The 18,449-nt window shown below is 60.4% G+C and carries 14 protein-coding genes; 7 read left to right on the top strand and 7 right to left on the bottom strand.

Going from position 1 to position 18,449, the window contains the following annotated elements:
- Positions 1-146: 146 nt before the first annotated feature.
- From H6B15_RS06745 to H6B15_RS06725, 5 genes are all read right to left on the bottom strand, one after another.
- On the bottom strand, positions 147-2,510 hold the full coding sequence (locus tag H6B15_RS06745; RefSeq protein ID WP_204647231.1) for a hypothetical protein: 2,364 nt from the start codon (positions 2,508-2,510) through the stop codon (positions 147-149).
- Complete coding sequence (locus tag H6B15_RS06740; protein ID WP_204647230.1) at positions 2,507-3,277, bottom strand: ATP-binding cassette domain-containing protein; 771 nt, start codon at positions 3,275-3,277, stop codon at positions 2,507-2,509. The genes H6B15_RS06745 and H6B15_RS06740 overlap by 4 nt, the downstream gene beginning before the upstream one ends.
- Positions 3,278-3,336: 59 nt before the next feature.
- Entirely contained in the window at positions 3,337-4,035 is a 699-nt protein-coding gene (locus H6B15_RS06735; RefSeq protein ID WP_204647229.1) for a hypothetical protein, read from the bottom strand.
- Entirely contained in the window at positions 4,036-4,512 is a 477-nt protein-coding gene (locus H6B15_RS06730; protein WP_204647228.1) for a hypothetical protein, read from the bottom strand.
- 102 nt (positions 4,513-4,614) lie between these two features.
- Positions 4,615-5,853, bottom strand: coding sequence for a hypothetical protein (locus H6B15_RS06725; protein ID WP_204647227.1), 1,239 nt, complete (start codon positions 5,851-5,853; stop codon positions 4,615-4,617).
- Between the two features lie 208 nt (positions 5,854-6,061).
- On the opposite strand from H6B15_RS06725, the gene H6B15_RS06720 reads away from it, so the two are divergent.
- Together H6B15_RS06720 and H6B15_RS06715 are read left to right on the top strand one after the other, a co-directional pair.
- The gene (locus H6B15_RS06720; RefSeq protein ID WP_204647226.1) at positions 6,062-6,244 is read left to right on the top strand and encodes a hypothetical protein; all 183 of its coding nucleotides are present in this window, start codon (positions 6,062-6,064) and stop codon (positions 6,242-6,244) included.
- Between the two features lie 164 nt (positions 6,245-6,408).
- Positions 6,409-7,623: an NADP-dependent isocitrate dehydrogenase gene (locus tag H6B15_RS06715; protein ID WP_204647225.1), complete on the top strand. Its 1,215-nt coding sequence runs from the start codon at positions 6,409-6,411 to the stop codon at positions 7,621-7,623.
- A 67-nt stretch (positions 7,624-7,690) separates the two neighbouring features.
- Here the strand turns inward: H6B15_RS06715 and sfsA are convergent, their stop codons facing one another.
- Positions 7,691-8,374 carry a DNA/RNA nuclease SfsA gene (gene sfsA / locus H6B15_RS06710; protein ID WP_204647224.1) on the bottom strand — a complete coding sequence of 228 codons (684 nt, stop codon included), beginning with the start codon at positions 8,372-8,374 and terminating at the stop codon, positions 7,691-7,693.
- Positions 8,375-8,458: 84 nt separating this feature from the next.
- On the opposite strand from sfsA, the gene H6B15_RS06705 reads away from it, so the two are divergent.
- The gene (locus tag H6B15_RS06705; RefSeq protein WP_204647223.1) at positions 8,459-9,079 is read left to right on the top strand and encodes a DUF1643 domain-containing protein; all 621 of its coding nucleotides are present in this window, start codon (positions 8,459-8,461) and stop codon (positions 9,077-9,079) included.
- Between the two features lie 109 nt (positions 9,080-9,188).
- Here the strand turns inward: H6B15_RS06705 and H6B15_RS06700 are convergent, their stop codons facing one another.
- Positions 9,189-11,402, bottom strand: coding sequence for a helix-turn-helix transcriptional regulator (locus H6B15_RS06700; RefSeq protein ID WP_345941952.1), 2,214 nt, complete (start codon positions 11,400-11,402; stop codon positions 9,189-9,191).
- 337 nt (positions 11,403-11,739) lie between these two features.
- Here H6B15_RS06700 and H6B15_RS06695 point away from each other — a divergent pair, with 337 nt between their 5' ends.
- The 4 genes from H6B15_RS06695 (at position 11,740) to H6B15_RS06680 (ending at position 18,449) form a co-directional block, all read left to right on the top strand.
- Positions 11,740-14,529, top strand: coding sequence for an alpha-L-rhamnosidase (locus H6B15_RS06695; RefSeq protein ID WP_204647221.1), 2,790 nt, complete (start codon positions 11,740-11,742; stop codon positions 14,527-14,529).
- A 277-nt stretch (positions 14,530-14,806) separates the two neighbouring features.
- Positions 14,807-16,414 (top strand): ABC transporter substrate-binding protein, encoded by a 1,608-nt coding sequence (locus H6B15_RS06690; protein WP_204647220.1) that lies wholly within the window; start codon positions 14,807-14,809, stop codon positions 16,412-16,414.
- A gap of 167 nt (positions 16,415-16,581) precedes the next feature.
- Positions 16,582-17,526, top strand: a complete 945-nt coding sequence (locus tag H6B15_RS06685) for an ABC transporter permease (protein WP_345941950.1) — start codon at positions 16,582-16,584, stop codon at positions 17,524-17,526.
- 17 nt (positions 17,527-17,543) lie between these two features.
- Positions 17,544-18,449: an ABC transporter permease gene (locus H6B15_RS06680; RefSeq protein WP_204647219.1), complete on the top strand. Its 906-nt coding sequence runs from the start codon at positions 17,544-17,546 to the stop codon at positions 18,447-18,449.

Here is an 18,449-nt window from a genome sequence, read left to right as displayed (position 1 = left end):
CAGGGGAGAACGCAAAGAAGGCATAAAAAATGCCCCCGAGTAGGGGGCGGCCCGTGGTAAAAGTGTGGTTGCCAGACTTTTCGGGGCTCCCTTTAGGGAGCGACCACAGGAGATAGGCCCTTATAGGGCCTGTTCAAACCACCCGTTCAACGGGTGGTTTTGATTTCATATTGATCGCACAGCCTTGTCCCCAGTCCCCAGGAAAGGACAACGGCGGCGCCCAGCAACACCGGCGTCACCACACCGGCCCCTTCCGCCGGCAGGGCGGCAGCGTGGAACAAAGGCCAGAACCCCAGCCACCGGATGCCGCCCTCCATTCCGGAAAGATCCAGCAACGGCGGCAGGCAATAGGCCACCGCGCTGAGGAAGAGGGCGGGCAAGGCATTGCCGAAAGCCCGGCCCAGGGTCAGGGTGATGGCCCCCATGCACACACAGGCCGCTACCCGGCAGACAACCCAGAACAGCAGCAGATCGGACAGGGTGAAAACGGGCGGCAGACTCTGCAGTTCCGAAACGCTCATGGCCGGGGCAAAGAGGGCGGGCAGACCGTAATCCCGCAGAACCTGAATCAGATGGGGCAGGCAGGTGCCGGCGGCGATGAGGACCGCCGCCCCCGAAGCTGCCGCCAGTTTGGCCCGCACGGTGCGCCTGCGGCCCAGGGGGGTGGTGCACAGAATCTCCTCCATGCCGCCCTTGCGCTCCATGGCAAACAGCCCCGAAAAGCACAAAGCACACAAAAGCCCCGCATACAGGGTGTCCTGGATGTCCGCTGTGCCGGAAAAGCCGAACAGTTCCCGGTATCCGCTTTCGTACACCAGCCAGGCCTGGGGATTCTGCCCCAGATATCCGTTGATGTTCTGGTTGATGATTCTCTGGTACACACCGTATTTCTGCTGCAATGCCGAATAGGCCAGCAGGGCGTCGGGGCTCAGCTCCCCGGCGGCCACCTTCTGCTGCGCCGCCAGCAGGGGGGCAAATTCCTCCCCCTGCTGTTCCAGCCAGGTCCTGGTCTGTTGGGTGTACGGGCCGGAAATCTCTTTCATGTACCCGGCATAGTAGATTTCCTCGGCGTTGAGATAGCTCTCGGCGGTAACGCCCTGCCAGATGCCGAACCCGATAAACACCGCCAGAAACACCGCCGCCCCGTTCAGCACCAGCAGCTTGCGGGTTTCCTCCCGCAAAACGGTGGTAGGGCGGGTTTTGTGCAGGATGACCGGAAGGATGCTCCGTTTGGGGGCGGGCAGAAGCTGGGCGCGGGCGAATACGGTGCAGAAAGCCGCCGCAAACCCTGAACCGAACAAGACGGCGGCGGTCCATTCCACCAGCGGCAGGCCGACGGGGGACCCGAACCAGTACAGGTTGCGGTAGTTGCCCAGCAGCTCGTTGGTTTGCAGCAGACTGGCCAGGTTGGCGTATTTCACCACGTTCAGCCGGGAGGTGGCGGGGATGGCCGCCCGGACGGCGTACATGGCCCCGGGCAGCACCAGGGCCCCCACCCAGCCGGCGGCAGCCCGGCGGGCCAGCAAGGCTGCCAGCATGACCCAAAGCCCCATCACAAAAGCCCCGGCCCACTTGGCCAGCAGAAACCGGAAGAGATACCGCCCCACCGTGATCTGCATGGTGCACCGCATAAGGGCGGGTACACTCTGGATGGTGCGGGCCAGGGGCCCCAGCCCAAACACCGCCCCGCAGTAGGCCAGATTCACCCCGTACAACAGCAGAAGAACGGCCAGCAAGGACAGGGCAAAAGCCCCCAGCTTGGCCAGGGCGGTTTGCAGCCGTCCGCCCGGCAGGCTGCGCACCAGGGTCAGCAGGCCGCTGTCCCGCTCCTGCCGCACCAACAAAAGGGCCAGCAACAGCATGGCCGCCAGCAGAATCAGATCGGTGAAGGCGTAGGAAAGGGCGGTGTACAGCCCTTTCTGGGGATAGTAATCGATGACGATGTCCTTCAGCCCCGCATAAACGCGGGCGGTGACCTCGATGTTTTTCAGATCGTAGCCGGTGGAATCTTTCTGGAAGATGGAGATGCCCGCCAGCTGGGTGGCCTTGGTCTGCACGCTGTCCAGAAAGTCCCCGTATCCGGCCACCGTGTCGTATTCGCCGCACAGCTGGTAGAACAGCCGGTATTCCAGGGTCAGACTGTCGGTATACAAATCGTAACTTTTGTCCTGATATTCCTGTTCGTATTCTTCAAACAGGGGAGCGTTTTCCTCCCGGTAGCTTTGCAGCGTTACGTTGCCGCCGTAGGCCAGTTGCCGGTAATAGTTGTCGATGCGCAGAAGGCTTTCGTATTCGGTCAGCTTGCCGTGCAGAAAGGTCCCTTTTTCCTCCATGGTCATACCGGCCAGGTCGGAACCAACGGCCTTGTATGCCGCGGCGACAGGCTGGTTGGCGGTGGGACGGGTGCCCATCCAGAGAAGCAGCAGGTTGGCGGCGGCCAGCACCGCCAGCAGCAGGGGAAAGACCCGGTGGCCCCACACCTTGCGCAGTTCGGCAAACAGCAGGCTCATTTTCCGTCCCCCTCACCGAACACATGCAGATATACGTCCTCCAGCCCACGGCCGGGGGCGTATTTTTCAATGAGTTCCGGCACCGGGGCGGCGTCCACAATCTGTCCCGCCCGCAACAAAATCACCTTGGCGGCCACGGATTCCACGTCGCTGACCACATGGGTGGCCACCAGGATGATGCGGTCGACGGCCATGGCGGCCAGAAGTTCCCGCAGCCGCACCCGCTCTTTGGGGTCCAGCCCGGCGGTGGGTTCGTCCAGAATCAGCAGTTTCGGGTCCCCCAGCAACGCGGAGGCCAGCAGCAGCCGCTGCTTCATGCCGCCGGAATAAGCGGAAAGCCGCTTGTCCAGCTCGTCGGACAGGTTCACCGCTGCCGCCACCCGGTCCACCTGGGCGGCAACGTCGGCGCGGGGAATTTCCTTCAGCGCCGCCAGGTAGGCCAGAAACCGCCGCCCGGTGTAGCTGTCGTACAGCCCCTGCTGCTGGGGCATGTAGCCCAGCACCCGGCGGAAGGCGATGCCCCGGGCGGGTTTTCCGTCCCACAGCACCCGGCCGGAATCCGCCGCCAGGGTGCCGGTGATGATGTGGATGAGGGTGCTCTTTCCCGCCCCGTTGGGGCCCAGCAGGCCGTACAACCCCGGACCCAGGGTCAGGGATACCCCGTCCAGGGCCTGTTTGAGGTTTGGTCTGCCGGTCTCCCGCCGCCGCAGCAGCGGGGCGGGCAGGGGATAGCTTTTGCGCAGAGAATCCAGTACAAGTGTGGGCATACGTTCAACTTCCCGTGTTCAAGTTTCTGCATATAGCATGCAGGTGAGATGTATCAAAGTTATTTCGGGACGATGCCGTTCCAGTAGTCCTCCTGGGACATCAGCCGGTATTGCGGGGCGCCGGTGACGGCATAGGGGCCTTCCTGCAAACCGGAACCCTGGGGAGAATCCTGGCCGGCAACCACCAGATACCGGTCGTCCCCCACCGGGGTGATCCGTGCATAGGGCATGTCGGTGCCGCCGGCGGAATACACCAGGTTCCACGGCTGCGGGGGCTGGTCTGCCGTCAGCATGGAATAGGTGGAGGATCCGGAGTTTTCCAGGCGGAAGATCAGGTGATCCTCATCGGCATCGAGGATGGAAATACAGGGCTTTTCTTCCTCGGAAACCTGGTATCCGGACAGGACCTTGTCCTCCCCGGTAGTTACATCCAGGAGGTGAAAGACCCCATCCTGCAGATACGCCAGGGTGGAACCAAAGAGGTTGGAGGTGAAAAGGGCGTCCTCTGCCTGATACAGGGTGGTGCGTTCCCCGGTGGCGGGGTCGTAGGCAGCGTAGGTCTGGTCGGCGTCCCACAGAATCAGCCGGGAGCCCGCACCGCCTTTGAGCCATTCCTGGTTCAGGTCGCACAGGGCTTCGGGCTCTCCGCCGTCGGGGTCGATGCGCACCAGCTGGGCGGTGAAACTGCCGTCCTCAGTGGTGGTGCTCAGCCGGGTGTACAGGTACTGCCCATCGGTCACAAGGGGACGACTGATCACCTAGTTGGCCCCGAAGGTGACGGTGGTTTTCCGGTCACTGCCGTCCAGGCCCATGGTTTCGATGTGGGGCAGCACCGTATCCGTCCCGGCAGCTTCTTGGAGATTACCCGGAAAGATCAGCACCAGCCGGTCCCCCACCACGCTGGACAGAATTCCGCCGGCCGAGTAGGGCAGATAGCTGGTACAGGCGTCGGTGTCATGGCTGCAGTTGGGCTGACTGCACAGATAGACCTGCTGCCCGGTGGCGTAGTCCAGATACAGCAGATTGGTGGAACCGTCCTCCCGGCAATCGGCGGAAACAAAATAAAATCCGTCCGGTCCCGAGCCGCCGTAATTCCACCCGTCGCTTTGCTGCAGCGCGGTAAACTGTACACCCCCGGTAACGGCTTCCGGCGGGGAAAAAGCACAGCCGGCCAGGGGCAGGGCCGGCAGCAGGCAGGCCAGCAATGCGCTCAGTAAAAAAGTTCCTTTTTTCACAGACAAGCACCTCCCGAAACTTGAATTCCTGCAATCGTGAACCAATCCTGCTTTGATTGTAGGAACCGGTTGTATCCGGGATGTCACCGTCTGCGGCAACCATCAGAACAGTTCGGTGAATTCCTCCAGTGCGCTGTCGTCCTGCGCCGTGGTCATCCGGTCTTTGGGCACCAGGGCATACCGGGTGTCAAGAGAAGCCTGCAGGCTGTCGTCGGCGGTGATGCGCACAAACAGATCGTCGCCGGTTTCCCCCAGCACGGTCAGGGAGCGTCCCTGGGCCAGCGGTACCGGGGCAATGGTCCCGTCGGCCAGATTCAGTTGGTACAGGCTGCTTTTTCCCTCCGTGCCGTTTTCCGGAGCGGTAAACCAGAGGGCGTCCTCGTCGGCGTACTGAATCACGGTCACCGACGGGACAAACCGGTCGTCCCGGGCCAGCTCGGTGAGCTGCTCATCACCGGCAAAGGCGCAAAGGCGGTGGTCAGCGGTGATGCCGTACAAAGTATCCGGCAAAGCGGATTCCAGCAGATCCCCCTGCTGCCATGCGTACAGTGGGGCGGTGCTGCCGTCCCGGGGGTCCACCGACAGCAGGGTGTGGGTCTGGTCGGCCAGCTGTTCCGCCGTTTCGGCCTGCTGGGTGTTGCGGCGGATTTCCTTCAGTACCAGGTAATGGTCCCGGCATCCCGCCAGAAAGGCGTAGCTGCCGCCGGTGGTGGATCCGCTCCATAAGGGATCGAAGCTGCCGTCCGCCAGGTCGATGCGCAGCAGGTCCTGGCGGCTGTCCGCTTCATCGGAAACGCTGGTGGACAGAAGGTACACCGCATCTTCATCCATGCACAGCCCATCTCCCGGGGTGGCATTGGCCGCAAACTCATACAGAACCCGGCGGTTGCTGCCGTCCGGGTTGGCCGTCTCGATGCGGGCGGGGGTGTTCAGGTAGCACAGGACCAGCTGTTCCCCGTTGGTGAGAAGGCGGGGAATGTTGCCCTTGTCCCCGAACCAGGCGGGGCAGGTTTCGTCGTGGTGTTCGCAGTTGGGCTGGGAACACACCGGAACCGCCTGCCGGGAGGCGTAGTCGTAAAAGACCAGGCAGCCGGTCCAGTCGTCATAGGTATGGACGGTATAAAACCCGTCCGCCGTCCGGGCCCCCGCCGCCGACTGGGAAAAGACCAGCTGATTCTCCGGGGCGGTAGTCACCTCCGGGGCCGGGGCGGCGGTCACCGCCGCTTCGGATGACTGTGCCGGGGTGGGGGAGGGCTGTGCGGTGCTTGCGGGCGCGGAGCAGCCCGCCAGAACAAGGGAAAATCCCAGCAAGAGGGAAAAAACCGTCTGTTTTCTGTCCATGATTCTTCCTTTCCCGCGGGATAGGGGATTGTATTGTATCTTCCCGCAATGCCGTTTTGTTTCATTTTAACATAGAAAACGGGGAAGGGGGTATAGCTTTCCGCCTGGGAAAGCGGATTTTTCTTGCAAAAGGTGGCAACGCCCGCCGCTGTGTGGTACAATTTTTACAGAAAAGCCGGGTCCGTTCCGGCAAAAGTGAGGTGCTCCCGTGAAAAAGAAGGTTTGTCTGGTCGTGGCCATCGTGATGCTGCTCTCCCTGCTGTTCAACGGGATTCCCACGGTGGCCGCCGGGGTGGCGGCCCGGGGCGTCTGGGGCGTCAACTACGGCATCGTGGGGTTTCCGCTGCTGATCGGGCTGGCGGCGCTGTATTTTTACCGCCGGGAAGAATGAAAGCGGGCAGGATTGCGCAGGGCGGTGCTTGCGCAATCCTGCCCTGCGCATTATAATAGGGACATATCTCAATCCATCCGAACTTGTCATGTCCGTGCCGCCAGCGGCGCGGAACCAGTAACGGGCCCGGGGTGACCGGTCCGACAGAAATGAGGAAAGTACCAATGGAAAAGATCAAGATGACCACTCCCCTGGTGGAGATGGACGGCGACGAGATGACCCGCATTCTGTGGAAGCAGATCAAGGACGAGGTCATTCTGCCCTTCGTGGACCTGAAGACCGAGTACTACGACCTGGGCCTGGTCCACCGGGAGGAAACCAAAGACCAGGTGACGGTGGACGCGGCCAACGCCAACAAGAAGTACGGCGTGGCGGTCAAGTGCGCCACCATCACCCCCAACGCCCAACGGGTGCAGGAATACAACCTGACCCAGATGTGGAAGAGCCCCAACGGTACCATCCGCGCCATTCTGGACGGCACCGTCTTCCGGGCGCCCATCATGGTCAAGGGCATCTCTCCGGTGGTGCGCACCTGGCAGAAGCCCATCACCATCGCCCGTCACGCCTTCGGTGACGTGTACCGCGCCACCGAATACCGCGTTCCCGGCCCGGGCAAGGCCGAATTGGTCTTTACCGGGGCGGACGGCACCACCTTCCGGGAGACCATCAACGATTTTGACGGCGCCGGTGTGATTCAGGGCCAGTTCAACAAGGACAGCTCCATCACCTCCTTCGCCCGTTCCTGCTTCCAGTTCGCCGTGGACACCAAGCAGGACCTGTGGTTCTCCACCAAGGATACCATCTCCAAGAAGTACGACCACACCTTCAAGGACATCTTCCAGGAAATCTACGACGCCGAGTATAAGGAAAAATTCGAGGCCCTGGGCATCGAATACTTCTACACCCTCATCGATGACGCCGTGGCCCGGGTCATCCGCTCCAAGGGCGGCTTCATCTGGGCTTGCAAGAACTATGACGGCGACGTGATGAGCGATATGGTCTCCACCGCCTTCGGTTCCCTGGCCATGATGACCTCGGTGCTGGTTTCTCCGGACGGCAACTATGAGTATGAGGCCGCCCACGGCACCGTCACCCGCCACTATTACAAGTACCTGAAGGGGGAGGAGACCTCCACCAACCCGGTGGCCACCCTCTTTGCCTGGTCCGGCGCCCTGCGCAAGCGCGGCGAGCTGGACGGCATCGACGCCCTGGGCAAATTTGCCGATGCCCTGGAAAAAGCCACCATCGACACCATCGAGTCCGGCGTCATGACCGGCGACCTGTGCGCCATGTGGGAAGGGGAGACCCCGGCCCGCAAGGTCACTTCCCTGGAATTCCTCAAGGAAATCCGCGCCCGTATGGAAAAGGCTCTGGCCTGATTTTTCCCGCATGAAACAAGCAGCCGCCTCCCGGATAAGGAGGCGGCTGTTTTGTATGTCCGGGGGCTCACAGCCGCACCGGAACCGGTTTGTGGATGGTCAGGGTGTCGGGAGTGACGGTACATTCCATGGCCAGCACCTCCACCCCGGCTGCGGCGGCCCGGCGCAGCGCGTCGCCGAAAGCCGGATGGGTGAGGTCGTTGGGGCCAAAATCCACCATGCCGCCCATCTGCAGCACAAAACAGACGGTGGCTTCGTACCCTTCGGCCCGGCAGCGGGTCAGCTCTTCCAGATGTTTCACCCCCCGCAGGGTGGGGGCGTCGGGAAATCGGGCATGGCCGTTCTCTTCCAGGGTGACCCCTTTCACCTCCACAAATCCCTTGCGGCCGCCGGTGGCTTCCCAGTAAAAATCAAAGCGGGAATTGCCCCACACCGTCTCGGGGCGCAGCAGAGTCAGCCCGGGGCGGAAGTTTCCGGCCCCGGCCCACTCCCCGAACACCCGGTTGGTGGCCTGGGAGTCCATGTTCACCAGCAGCGGGCCCTTTTCTACCCCGATCAGGTCGTACCGGGTCTTGCGGTGGGGATTGCCGGAATCGGCCAGGTACACCCGGGCCCCCGGCACCAGCAGTTCCCGGCAGCGGCCGGTATTCTTCACATGGACGATCTCCTCGGTCCCGTCCAGCTCCACATGGGCCACAAAACGGTTGGGCCGGGACAAAAAACGACCTTCTTTGACGGTTTGGTATTGCATTGTTTCTCTCCTGCCTGTATCCTGATAGGGTGAGTATAGCATCGGGCGGCAGAGTGTGCAAGCCGCCCGCAAGGAGGTCTTCCCATGCACATTCCCACCCAAGATACCGCCGGGCAGGTGATCCAGCCCTTTGCCCAGGCGCTGGCCCAGGCCCGCCTGCCCCATGAGGACTACGACGTTACCCGTTGGCTCTATGTTCCCAGTATGTACTGTGATTACCGTTATATCCTGGGCACCGCCGGCGAAAAGCCGCTGATCTGCGTGGGCATCAACCCGTCCACCGCCGCCCCCAACGACCTGGACAACACCCTCAAGTCGGTGGAGCGCATCGCCCTGGGCAACGGGTATGACAGCTTCATCATGTTCAACGTCTACGCCCAGCGGGCCACCCGCCCCGACGATATGGAAAAGACCTGCAACCCGGTGCTGCACCGGGAGAACATGGCCGCTTTCCGCTGGGCATTGGAACAGACCCGCAGCGGTGCCCCCGCCGTCTGGGCTGCCTGGGGCACCATCATCGAAAAGCGCCCCTACCTGGCGACCTGCCTGCGGGATATGATCGAAATCGGCAACGAGCTGGGGGCCCGCTGGTATTCCGCCGGCGCCCGCTCCAAAAAGGGCCACCCCCACCATCCGCTGTACCTGCGCAAGGACTGCACCCTGGATGATTTTGATGTGGCCGGGTATCTGGCGCAAAGCCTGTAAGGCGGCAAAGGACAAAACAAAGGAGCAGCAGAACCATATGGTTCTGCTGCTCCTTTTTGGTTGCGGAAAATCGCTTCCCACGGCAATGCCGGGACAAATTCCGTGCCCGTCAGCTCTGCGGCGTTTCGCGGAGCTTGCGGAATTCGCTGGGGGTCACGCCCTCGTGCTTTTTGAACGCCCGCACCAGGCCCTGGGTATCCCAGAATCCCACCTGCTGGGCCACTACCTTTACGGACTCGGTGGCAAGCAGTGTTTTTGCTTTTTCCACCCGCAGCTTCTGAATGTAGTCCAGAATGTTGGTACCGGTGTGTTCCTTGAATGCGCGGGACAAATAGGACCCGCTCATCTGGAATTCGGCGGCGATGGAAGAGGCGGTCAGCTCGTTTTCGGTATAATGCTCCAGAATGTACTGCTTGACCTCCTCCATTTTGCTGGGAACGGCCGCCGTGTTGTTTTCGGCCTTTTTGTAGGCGGCCAGTTCGTTCAGGATGGCTGTCAGTTCTTTCTTGAAATCCGCAATGTTTTCGGTGTGGTACAGGCGCTGCTCAAAGCTGTTCACTACCGTAAAATTCCGGTCTCCGCCCAGTTGTTCGTCTATGCTGGCCAGAATCAGGGCTGACAGGGCATAGATCCGGTGCTTGGTGGTCTGCAGGTCTTCCATCCCGCTGGGCAGGGTCTGAGCGAACAGTTCGTCCAGCAAGGCGGGAATGCTGTCGTAATCCTCCAGATTCAGGCGGGCAAAAACCTTGCGGATCAGTTTGCGATACAAAGGAAAGGTATCCTCCATACCGTCGTCGGCGCCGGCTTCCCGATTGGAACCCCAGAAGTCCATGTAAGAAATTTCCTGCGAAATGGAGAACACCGAGCGGGCAAATTCCGCCGGTGTGGTGCCCCAGAATGTGTGGGTGGTCACCAAGGTGGCATCGAAGGTCTTTTCATAGGTATCCAGCAGCTTCTGCACAATGGTTTCGATCTGTTCAGCGTCGGCCGCGCTGCCGCAGGACAGGATGACCAGGAACCATTCGTCCCGGAAAGGCGCCACCGTACCGGGAAAATCCTGAAACACCAGGTCGGTCAGCACATTGTTGAGCAGATAGTGGAACAGATCTCCCTGGGTGGTCAGACGCGGGTCGTGGCGCATATCCTTGAAGAAATTGCTGCGGTCTTCCGCGCAGCAAACGGCAAACAGTGCATAGCCTTCTCCGTCGCGCAGTCCGGCCAGCAACAGGCTGGATTGGGCACAGAGCAAGGTATCCTCGCTGCTGGAAGATTCCGTCATACGGTTGAGCTGCCGTCCCAGGGCCAGCGGCAGGATACTGCTGCGCTCCCGGCGCATGGTATCGTTGTCGAGTTTGGCGGCCACAAAGTCTTCCGCAATGGAACGCAGGCTGTTCTGCACATCCCCGGCCTCGCGGCGGGTGGTTTCCAGCAGATATTCCACGGGAGCAAACAGCTGTCTGTTCAGCCAGAATACCAGGATCACAATGCTGGCCAGCACCAGAATGCCGGTGGCCGCCATGACCACCAGCGAAATCCACTGGATCTGGACAAGTTCCTCGGTGGAAACGCCCACCAGAATCCGCACATCCGGCAGATTGGTTTCGGATACGACGGTGATATACCGGCAGTCTTCCAGCGTCTGTTTGGTGACTTCGCTGGTCTGGGACAGGCTTTCCAGCACGTCTTCGTTTTCGGTGCGGCAATACAGGATCTCGTCTGCGTTGCCCACAAACAGACAGCTGTTGTCCGGCGAAATGCGGGTCACGAATCCATCCAGATCAAATTCCACCATGGCATAGGCCACGGTGTTTCCCTGGTTGGAAATGCGGCGGATGATATAACAATGGCTGTCCGTGTCGGTGGAAAAATGGGTCAGCCAATTCTGCCCCATGGGAATCTGCTGCAAAACGGCAGGGGAAAGATCCGGGTAGCTGTCAAAAAACAGATGATTCTGTTCCCGGGTCAGCTGCCGGGCCATGGTGATCACCGCATCGCTGTTGGTAAAATACACGGCCAGGGTATTGATGTCCGAACCATACATGGCCACCAGAGAGTTCAGGTCTTTGCGCAAAGAATAGCCGGCCACGGTCAGGGCCTCTTCCCCTTCACTGCCGTCATATCCGGCAAAGGAGTCCAGCGATTGATTGGCAGTCAGCGTTTCGCAAAGGCGGGCATAGCTGTTCAGCAGGTCGGTGGTCTGATGGGCCACGGTTTCGGCCTGGGCGTTCAGTACCCGTTCCGTACTTTGATTTACGCGGTTGATGTTGACCAGCAGCAGAGAAAACGAAAAGATCAGTACGGCCAGAACCGCACCGCCGATCACAACGGTCAATGCGCGTTCCCGGCGCAAACGTCCTTTTTTGTGTGGTGAAGTATCCGGCATTCAGAACCCTCCCCCTGTTCAAAATGCAGACAGGACCGCGTTGCCACAGCAGTCCATACATATAGAATTATATCTACTACGCGTACACGGTGTCAAACATCATATTTTTCGGCAGCGTTGTTTTTTGCCCTGCTCGTTGCAGCAACGTCAAAAAAGCGCCATGAAAAAATATGAAGCTTGCGGATGTCCCCCCGGATGTGATTTACTGAGTATGCATAATATAGATTTTTGTATCTAAAACAAAGAACAATCATCAATAGCGAGGAGCGTGCTGTATATGCGGGTTGTGCATTGCCGGGTCAATCATCTGAAAAACCCATTGGGATTTGCGTTGGAAAATCCGGTGTTTTCCTGGCAGGTCGAAGAATCTGCGGGGCATACGGCGGTATCGTCGCGCCTGGAAGTAGCGCGAGATCCGGCATTCACGGATGTTGCGGCGGATACGGGCGAGGCGGAGCTGGATTCTCTGGCCACGGAACTGACGCTGACGTTGGCACCGCGTACCCGCTATTATTGGCGAGTCACGGTATGCACCGATGCCCAGGAACGGGCAACCGGAGAAACCCAGTGGTTTGAGACCGCCAAGCAGAAGGAACCGTGGCAGGCAAAATGGGTTGCCTGCATAGGGGAAGCCCCCCGGCATCCCATTTTCCTGCGTGACCTGCCGGACTTTGGGCCCGTAACCAGCGCCCGGCTGTATGTATGCGGCCTGGGACTGTATGAAGTGTATGTGGACGGCCTGCGGGTGGGGGAGGAATACCTGGCACCGGGGTGCCAGGATTACCGGCGCTGGCTGCAGTACCAGACCCTGGATCTGACCCGGGCCATCAACGGCGGGGCCAGACAGCTGCAGATTCTGCTGGGCAACGGCTGGTATGCCGGCCGGTACGGACTGGATACCAGACCGGGTGATCCGCCCTTTTACGGGCGGGAGAAAAAGCTGATTGCCGAACTGCACGTGCGGTGCCGCGACGGAAGGGAGCACTGCCTGGTTACGGATGAAAGCTGGCGCGTGCGGCGCAGCAATCTGGTGTTTTCCGGCATTTATGAGGGGGAGGGAAGGGACGATACCATGCCGCCCGCACCGGAAGAACCGGTGCGCCTGTGCCGGGAGCCGGAAGGGGTCCTGACGGCTCGGTTTTCGCTGCCGGTCAAGGTGCAGGAAGAACGGAAAGCCACCCTGCTGTGCACTCCGGCAGGGGAACAGGTGCTGGATATAGGGCAGAACCTGGCCGGTATCTTTCGCCTGCACGTACATGGTGTGCCGGCCGGGCAGGAGGTTCTTCTGCAGTTTGGGGAGGTGCTCCAGGATGGCTGTTTCTACCGGGACAATCTGCGCACGGCGGCAGCCGAATACCGCTGGCGCTCGGCGGGGACGGATGCGGTGCTGGAACCCCATTTTACCTTTTACGGATATCGCTATGTGCGGGTGCAGGGGTACCCCGGCCTGAAGGCAGAGGACTTTACCGCGTTGCCCCTGTGGTCGGATGTGGAGCCCATTGGCACCCTGACCACCGGACACCCGCTGCTGAACCGCCTGATTGAAAATGTGCGCTGGGGGCAGCGCAGCAATTTCATCGATCTGCCCACCGACTGTCCCCAGCGGGACGAACGGCTGGGCTGGACCGGCGACGCCCAGGTCTTTGCGCCCACAGCCTGCTATTTTACCGAAAATTACGCCTTTTACCGCAAGTATCTGCATGACATGGCGGAGGAACAGGCCCAGGCGGAAGGCCGTGTACCCAATACGGTGCCCAGCGTAGGGCGCAACGGAGATCTGGACTGCTCCGCCGCCTGGGGGGATGCAGTCTGCATTCTGCCCTGGGTGCTGTACCTGTTCAGCGGAGACAAACGGATTCTGGAGGAACAGTATATCTCCATGCGCGCCTGGGTGGACTACATCACCGGGGTGGACGGCACCGACCACGGTTGGCGCCGGCACTTCCATTTCGGAGACTGGCTGGCCCTGGACCATCCGGCACACCGGGCGGACACCATGCAGGGCGCCACGGATAAGGGGCTGATTGCAGACAGCTACTATCTGGGCAGTGCCCGGATTGTGGCCCGCACAGCAGCTTTGCTGGGACGGCCGGAAGAAGCCCGCCGGTATGAGCAACTGGCGGAAAAGGTGCTGGAAGGGATCCGTGGGGAATACTTCTCCCCCACGGGGCGCTGCTGCGTGGACACACAGACGGCCCATCTTCTGACACTGCATTACGGGCTGTGGCCGGACACGGCCCGTGCCGCGGCGGCGCTGCGGGAAAGCCTGGCTCTGGTGGATAACGAACTGCGGACCGGTTTTGTGGGCACGCCCTTGCTCTGCCCGACCCTGAGCCAATGCGGGATGGATGAACTGGCCTGGGATTTGCTGCTCCGGGAGGAGTATCCCGGCTGGCTGCATGAGGTGAAACTGGGGGCCACCACCGTGTGGGAGCGCTGGAACAGCCTGGATGCCGACGGAAAGATTTCCTCCACCGGGATGAACAGCCTGAACCATTACAGCTATGGCGCTGTTCTGGAATGGGTGTGGCAGTATGCCGCCGGTCTGCGGCCGATGGATTCGGCCCCCGGATTCCGCACCGTCCGCATAGCGCCGCGGCCGGACCGGCGCATCGGACACTTGTGTACCGAATATCGCAGCGCGGCGGGCCGGTATGCGGTGGCCTGGAAAACCGGAACGGATGGCCTTTTCACGCTGGAACTGACCGTTCCCTTCGGCTGCCGCGCACTGGTGGAACTGCCCTTTGCGCCGACAGAACTGTACAAGGAAAACAATCCTCTGTTTGCGGATGTGGATAAGGGGGTGTGCCGGGTGGGGGCCGGGCGCTATGCCGTGACCTATCGTCCGGTCCGGCCGTTGGGAAAGGTGTTTCACCTGGATACACTGCTGGGCAAGATGCTGGATACCCCCGAAGCCGCAGCCTGCCTGCGCCGGCTGTTGCCTGCGGCTGCCGAAGAAACAGGCTGGCGTCGTTTTGCCAGTCTGCGGGCCTGGCTGGAGGAACACGGGATGAAGGCACCGGAAAACCTGGAAACGGAATTGGAAAAAATAGCGATGGATAGATGATTTCAACAAAAAGACATTGCTTTTTGAGGATCCATCGATTTTTGATGTGTACCCCGTGATGCGTTATTTCCACCGAATAAACACAACCCTTCATTCCTGTGTTCACCGGGGTGGGGCGTCACTTTTTGCGGTTTGTCAAAAAACGAATGTGGACGAAAAAGAGTGATTCTTGCGAAGCGGGGCGGGGCATGGTTTACTGGAACCAGCGAAAGGGAACGCGGCGATGGCCGGGTCCCGACCCGAAGAACAAAACAACAAACAAAAAGGAGAGAACAGTATGAAACGAGTACACAGCTTGCTTGCAAAGGGCTGCGCCGTTGCGTTGGCGGCATCCATGTTGCTGACTGCCTGCGGCAGTTCCTCTTCCTCTACCACGGAGGAAACTTCCAGCGCCGCCACCGACACCGCTACGGCAGAGGCCGCCAGCGAAAAGACAGAAGGCGGCACCATGATCTTCGGTACCTCCGATGTGCTGGGCGAGTTCTTCAGTCCTTATAAACAGGTCAGCCTGGCCAGTTACGGCTGGCCGGTGTATGAGCCGCTGGCCTGGCAGCGCCAGGATATGACCTGGGATCCCTGCCTGGCCGAAAGCTGGGAGCGGGATGACGAAGCCCACACCCTGACCCTGCACCTGGTGCAGAACGCCACCTTCAGCGACGGCACCCCCATGACGGCCGACGATGTGGTGTTCAGCCTGGCCAGCCGTGCGGATTACGGCACCGACAGCACCATCGGCAGCCCCACCAGCGTGGAAGCCCTGGACGACTACACCGTGCAGATCACCTGGGATTCCTTCTCCCTGAACTATGAACAGTGGGTTCTGGGCCAGTTCGTCTTCTCCAAGGATACCTTTGACGAAAAGGGCCTTGACTGGATGCTGAACAACATGATGGGCACCGGTCCCTATGTGCTGGAAGAGTTCGTGCCTGATGTTTCCCTGACCTACACCCGCAACGAAAACTACTGGGGCGATGAGACCCCGGCCCCGGACCGCATCGAGTACCTGTACATGGCCGACGCCACCACCATGCTGGCGGCCTTCCTCAACGGCGAGATTGATCGCATGACCACCAGCGATCCCACCGTGGTGGATCAGCTGACCGCCGCCGGCTTCGAGCCCATGAAGACCAGCAGCGGCAGCGCCGACGCCCAGTTCCTGGCCGTGCCCCTGTCCATTGACGAAAACGATCCCCTGTACAATCAGGAAGTCCGCGAAGCCATCTTCATGTACGGCATCGACTGGCAGACCATGGCCACCGGCCTGGGCGGCTCTCTGGGCTACCACACCGACGCCATCGGCATGACCGGCATGAGCTACTACGACGAATCCATCGAGAAGAGCAGCTATGACCCCGAAAAGGCCAAACAGATGCTGGCCGATGCGGGTTATCCCAACGGCTTCACCACCACCATCTACACGTCTTCTCCCTTCTCCAGCGCCGCCACCATGCTGCAGGCGGGTCTGGCCGAAATCGGCATCACCGCAGAGTGCGAGTTCGTTGACTACACCCTGGTCCAGTCCGACTACATCGGCGCCAAGGCCACCCAGACCGGTATCTGCATCACCTGCCTGTACTTCCCCAACACCCTGCAGACCGACCGCTTCACCAAGCACATCAACCCCACCGCCACCTACGGCGCATCCTCTACCTGGGATGACCAGATCGTGACCCTGTGGAATGCCGTCACCAGTGCCACCACCCAGGAAGAAGAAGACACTGCCCTGTTCAACTATTCCGACTACTATGTCCACACCGGCAGCTGGATCTGGCCGATGTACAACACCACCGCCAACATCTTCACCCAGGATTGGGCCACCTTCACCGATGACGCCATGTGCGGCACCATGATGGATCCCATGGAAATGTGGACCACCCGCAGCTGATGCGCGGTACATTCTGGCAACCTGAGCAAAACAATCCGGCACGGTGCAGCGGCCCGCATGCGGGTGACCACCCGCAAGACCGCTGCGCCGTGCTCTCGTTTTGCCCATTTATCCCGGATTTTGAGATTCTGAACCGATTTCCGCAACACGGAAGGAGTTGACTGCGCGTGGCAAAATATATGTTCAAGCGGCTGGGACAGACGCTGATCATCATCGTCATCGTTTCCGTTCTCACGTTCCTGCTGGTTTCCCTGATGCCCAAGGATCCTGTCTATGCCTTGTACGGCACCGACATCACCCAGGAAGAATATGATGTCGCTTTCAAACAACTGAATCTGGACAAACCCATTCCCGTACGGTATCTGGCCTGGGCCGGCGACGTGCTCCACGGCGACTTCGGTACCTCCTACCGGTATCATGACGACGTTCTCGCTGTGATCGGCGAAAAGCTCGGTGTCACCATGTACCTGTGCTTCGCTTCCACCATTATTTCGTTCCCCATCGGCATCCTGCTGGGCGTGATCACCGCCGTCAAGCGGGGCAAATGGCAGGACAGTGTGCTGACCATGTTTGCCAACATCATCAGCAGCATCCCATCCTTCGTCATCGCCATTGTCATGCTGTGGATTTTCTGCATCAAACTGGGCTGGCTGCCTTCCAGCGGGTTCACCTTCCCCTGGGATGATTTCGGGGAACATATCCGCGAAATCATCATGCCGCTGTTCTGCCTGTCCATCGGCGGCATCGCCAGTGTCTGCCGCCAGACCCGCTCCAGCATGCTGGAGGCCATCCGCCAGGATTACGTGCGCACCGCCCGTTCCAAAGGCTTGAAGGAAGGCTTCATCATCTACAAGCATGTTCTGCGCAACGGCCTGGTCCCCATCATCACCATGATCGGCCAGCGCCTGGCCATGATGATGGGCATGACCGTCTTTGTGGAAAATGTTTTTGCCATCCCCGGCATCGGCAGCCTGATGGTGGAATCGGTCAACAACGTGGATATGCCTGTGCTGCAGGCCTGCGTCATGCTGTCCGCCCTGATTATCTCGCTGGCGTATCTCTTCACCGACTTCCTGTATGTCGTGGTTGACCCGCGCATCAGTCTGAGCTGAGAAAGGAGGAACCGAGAATGTCTGTACAAACCCTGGCACCGGAAGAAAAAAGTCGGCAGCAGATCATGCGCGAACAGCGCCAGCGTGACATCCGCCGTTTCTTCCACACCATGTTCAGTCGTCGCATTGTCATCATCGGGGCGGTGGGCACGGCCTTCTTCCTGCTCATCGCCCTGTTTGCCCCCCTCATTGCACCCTATGATCCCAACGCGGTGGACATCCTCAACAAATTTGCGCCCATGAGCGCGGAGCACCTTCTGGGAACCGACATCTACGGCCGCGACCTGTTCTCCCGCCTGGTGTACGGCACCCGGGTGTCCATCCTCACCGGCGTCATCGCCACCCTGATGGCGGCCATCATCGGCTGCCTGCTGGGTATGGTAGCCAGCTTCTACGGCGGCACGGTGGACAAGCTGCTCATCGCCGCCTGCGATACCTTCATGGCCATTCCCGGCACGGCCCTGGCCATGGCGCTGCTGTCCCTGCTGGGCGGCGGCATGCTGAACATGGCGGTCATCCTGTGCATCACCACCATCCCCGGTATGCTGCGCATGATGCGCGCCTCCTCCCTGAGTGTCATGAGCACCGACTACATCCTGGCAGCCAAGCTTTCGGGCGAAAACAAGCTCAAGATCATGATCAAGCATGTGCTGCCCAACAGCATTTCGCCCATTATCGTGATGGCCACCCAGAGCGTGGGCACCTCCATCATGATGGAAAGCGGCCTGAGCTTCCTGGGCATCGGCATCAAGATTCCCACTGCCTCCTGGGGCTCCATCATCAACGAAGCGCGCCCCTACCTGATGACCAGCCCGCTGTACGTTCTGGCACCCTGCATCTGCCTGGCCCTGCTGATCATCAGCCTGAACCTGTTGGGCGACGGCATCCGTGATGCCATGGATCCCTCGCTGCGCGGTGCATAA

The sequence above is a fragment of the Gemmiger formicilis genome, from assembly GCF_016900095.1.
GTDB classification, from domain to species: domain Bacteria; phylum Bacillota; class Clostridia; order Oscillospirales; family Ruminococcaceae; genus Gemmiger; species Gemmiger formicilis_A.
Note: the sequence above shows the minus strand (reverse complement) of the source record. Positions and strands in the feature narration are given on the sequence as shown.

Excerpts from the sequence above, each read along its gene's own strand:
- H6B15_RS06745 (WP_204647231.1), bottom strand. The coding sequence starts at position 2,510 with ATGAGCCTGCTGTTTGCCGAACTGCGCAAGGTGTGGGGCCACCGGGTC.
- H6B15_RS06740 (WP_204647230.1), bottom strand. The coding sequence starts at position 3,277 with ATGCCCACACTTGTACTGGATTCTCTGCGCAAAAGCTATCCCCTGCCC.
- H6B15_RS06725 (WP_204647227.1), bottom strand. The coding sequence starts at position 5,853 with ATGGACAGAAAACAGACGGTTTTTTCCCTCTTGCTGGGATTTTCCCTT.
- H6B15_RS06715 (WP_204647225.1), top strand. The coding sequence starts at position 6,409 with ATGGAAAAGATCAAGATGACCACTCCCCTGGTGGAGATGGACGGCGAC.
- sfsA (WP_204647224.1), bottom strand. The coding sequence starts at position 8,374 with ATGCAATACCAAACCGTCAAAGAAGGTCGTTTTTTGTCCCGGCCCAAC.
- H6B15_RS06705 (WP_204647223.1), top strand. The coding sequence starts at position 8,459 with ATGCACATTCCCACCCAAGATACCGCCGGGCAGGTGATCCAGCCCTTT.
- H6B15_RS06695 (WP_204647221.1), top strand. The coding sequence starts at position 11,740 with ATGCGGGTTGTGCATTGCCGGGTCAATCATCTGAAAAACCCATTGGGA.
- H6B15_RS06690 (WP_204647220.1), top strand. The coding sequence starts at position 14,807 with ATGAAACGAGTACACAGCTTGCTTGCAAAGGGCTGCGCCGTTGCGTTG.
- H6B15_RS06680 (WP_204647219.1), top strand. The coding sequence starts at position 17,544 with ATGTCTGTACAAACCCTGGCACCGGAAGAAAAAAGTCGGCAGCAGATC.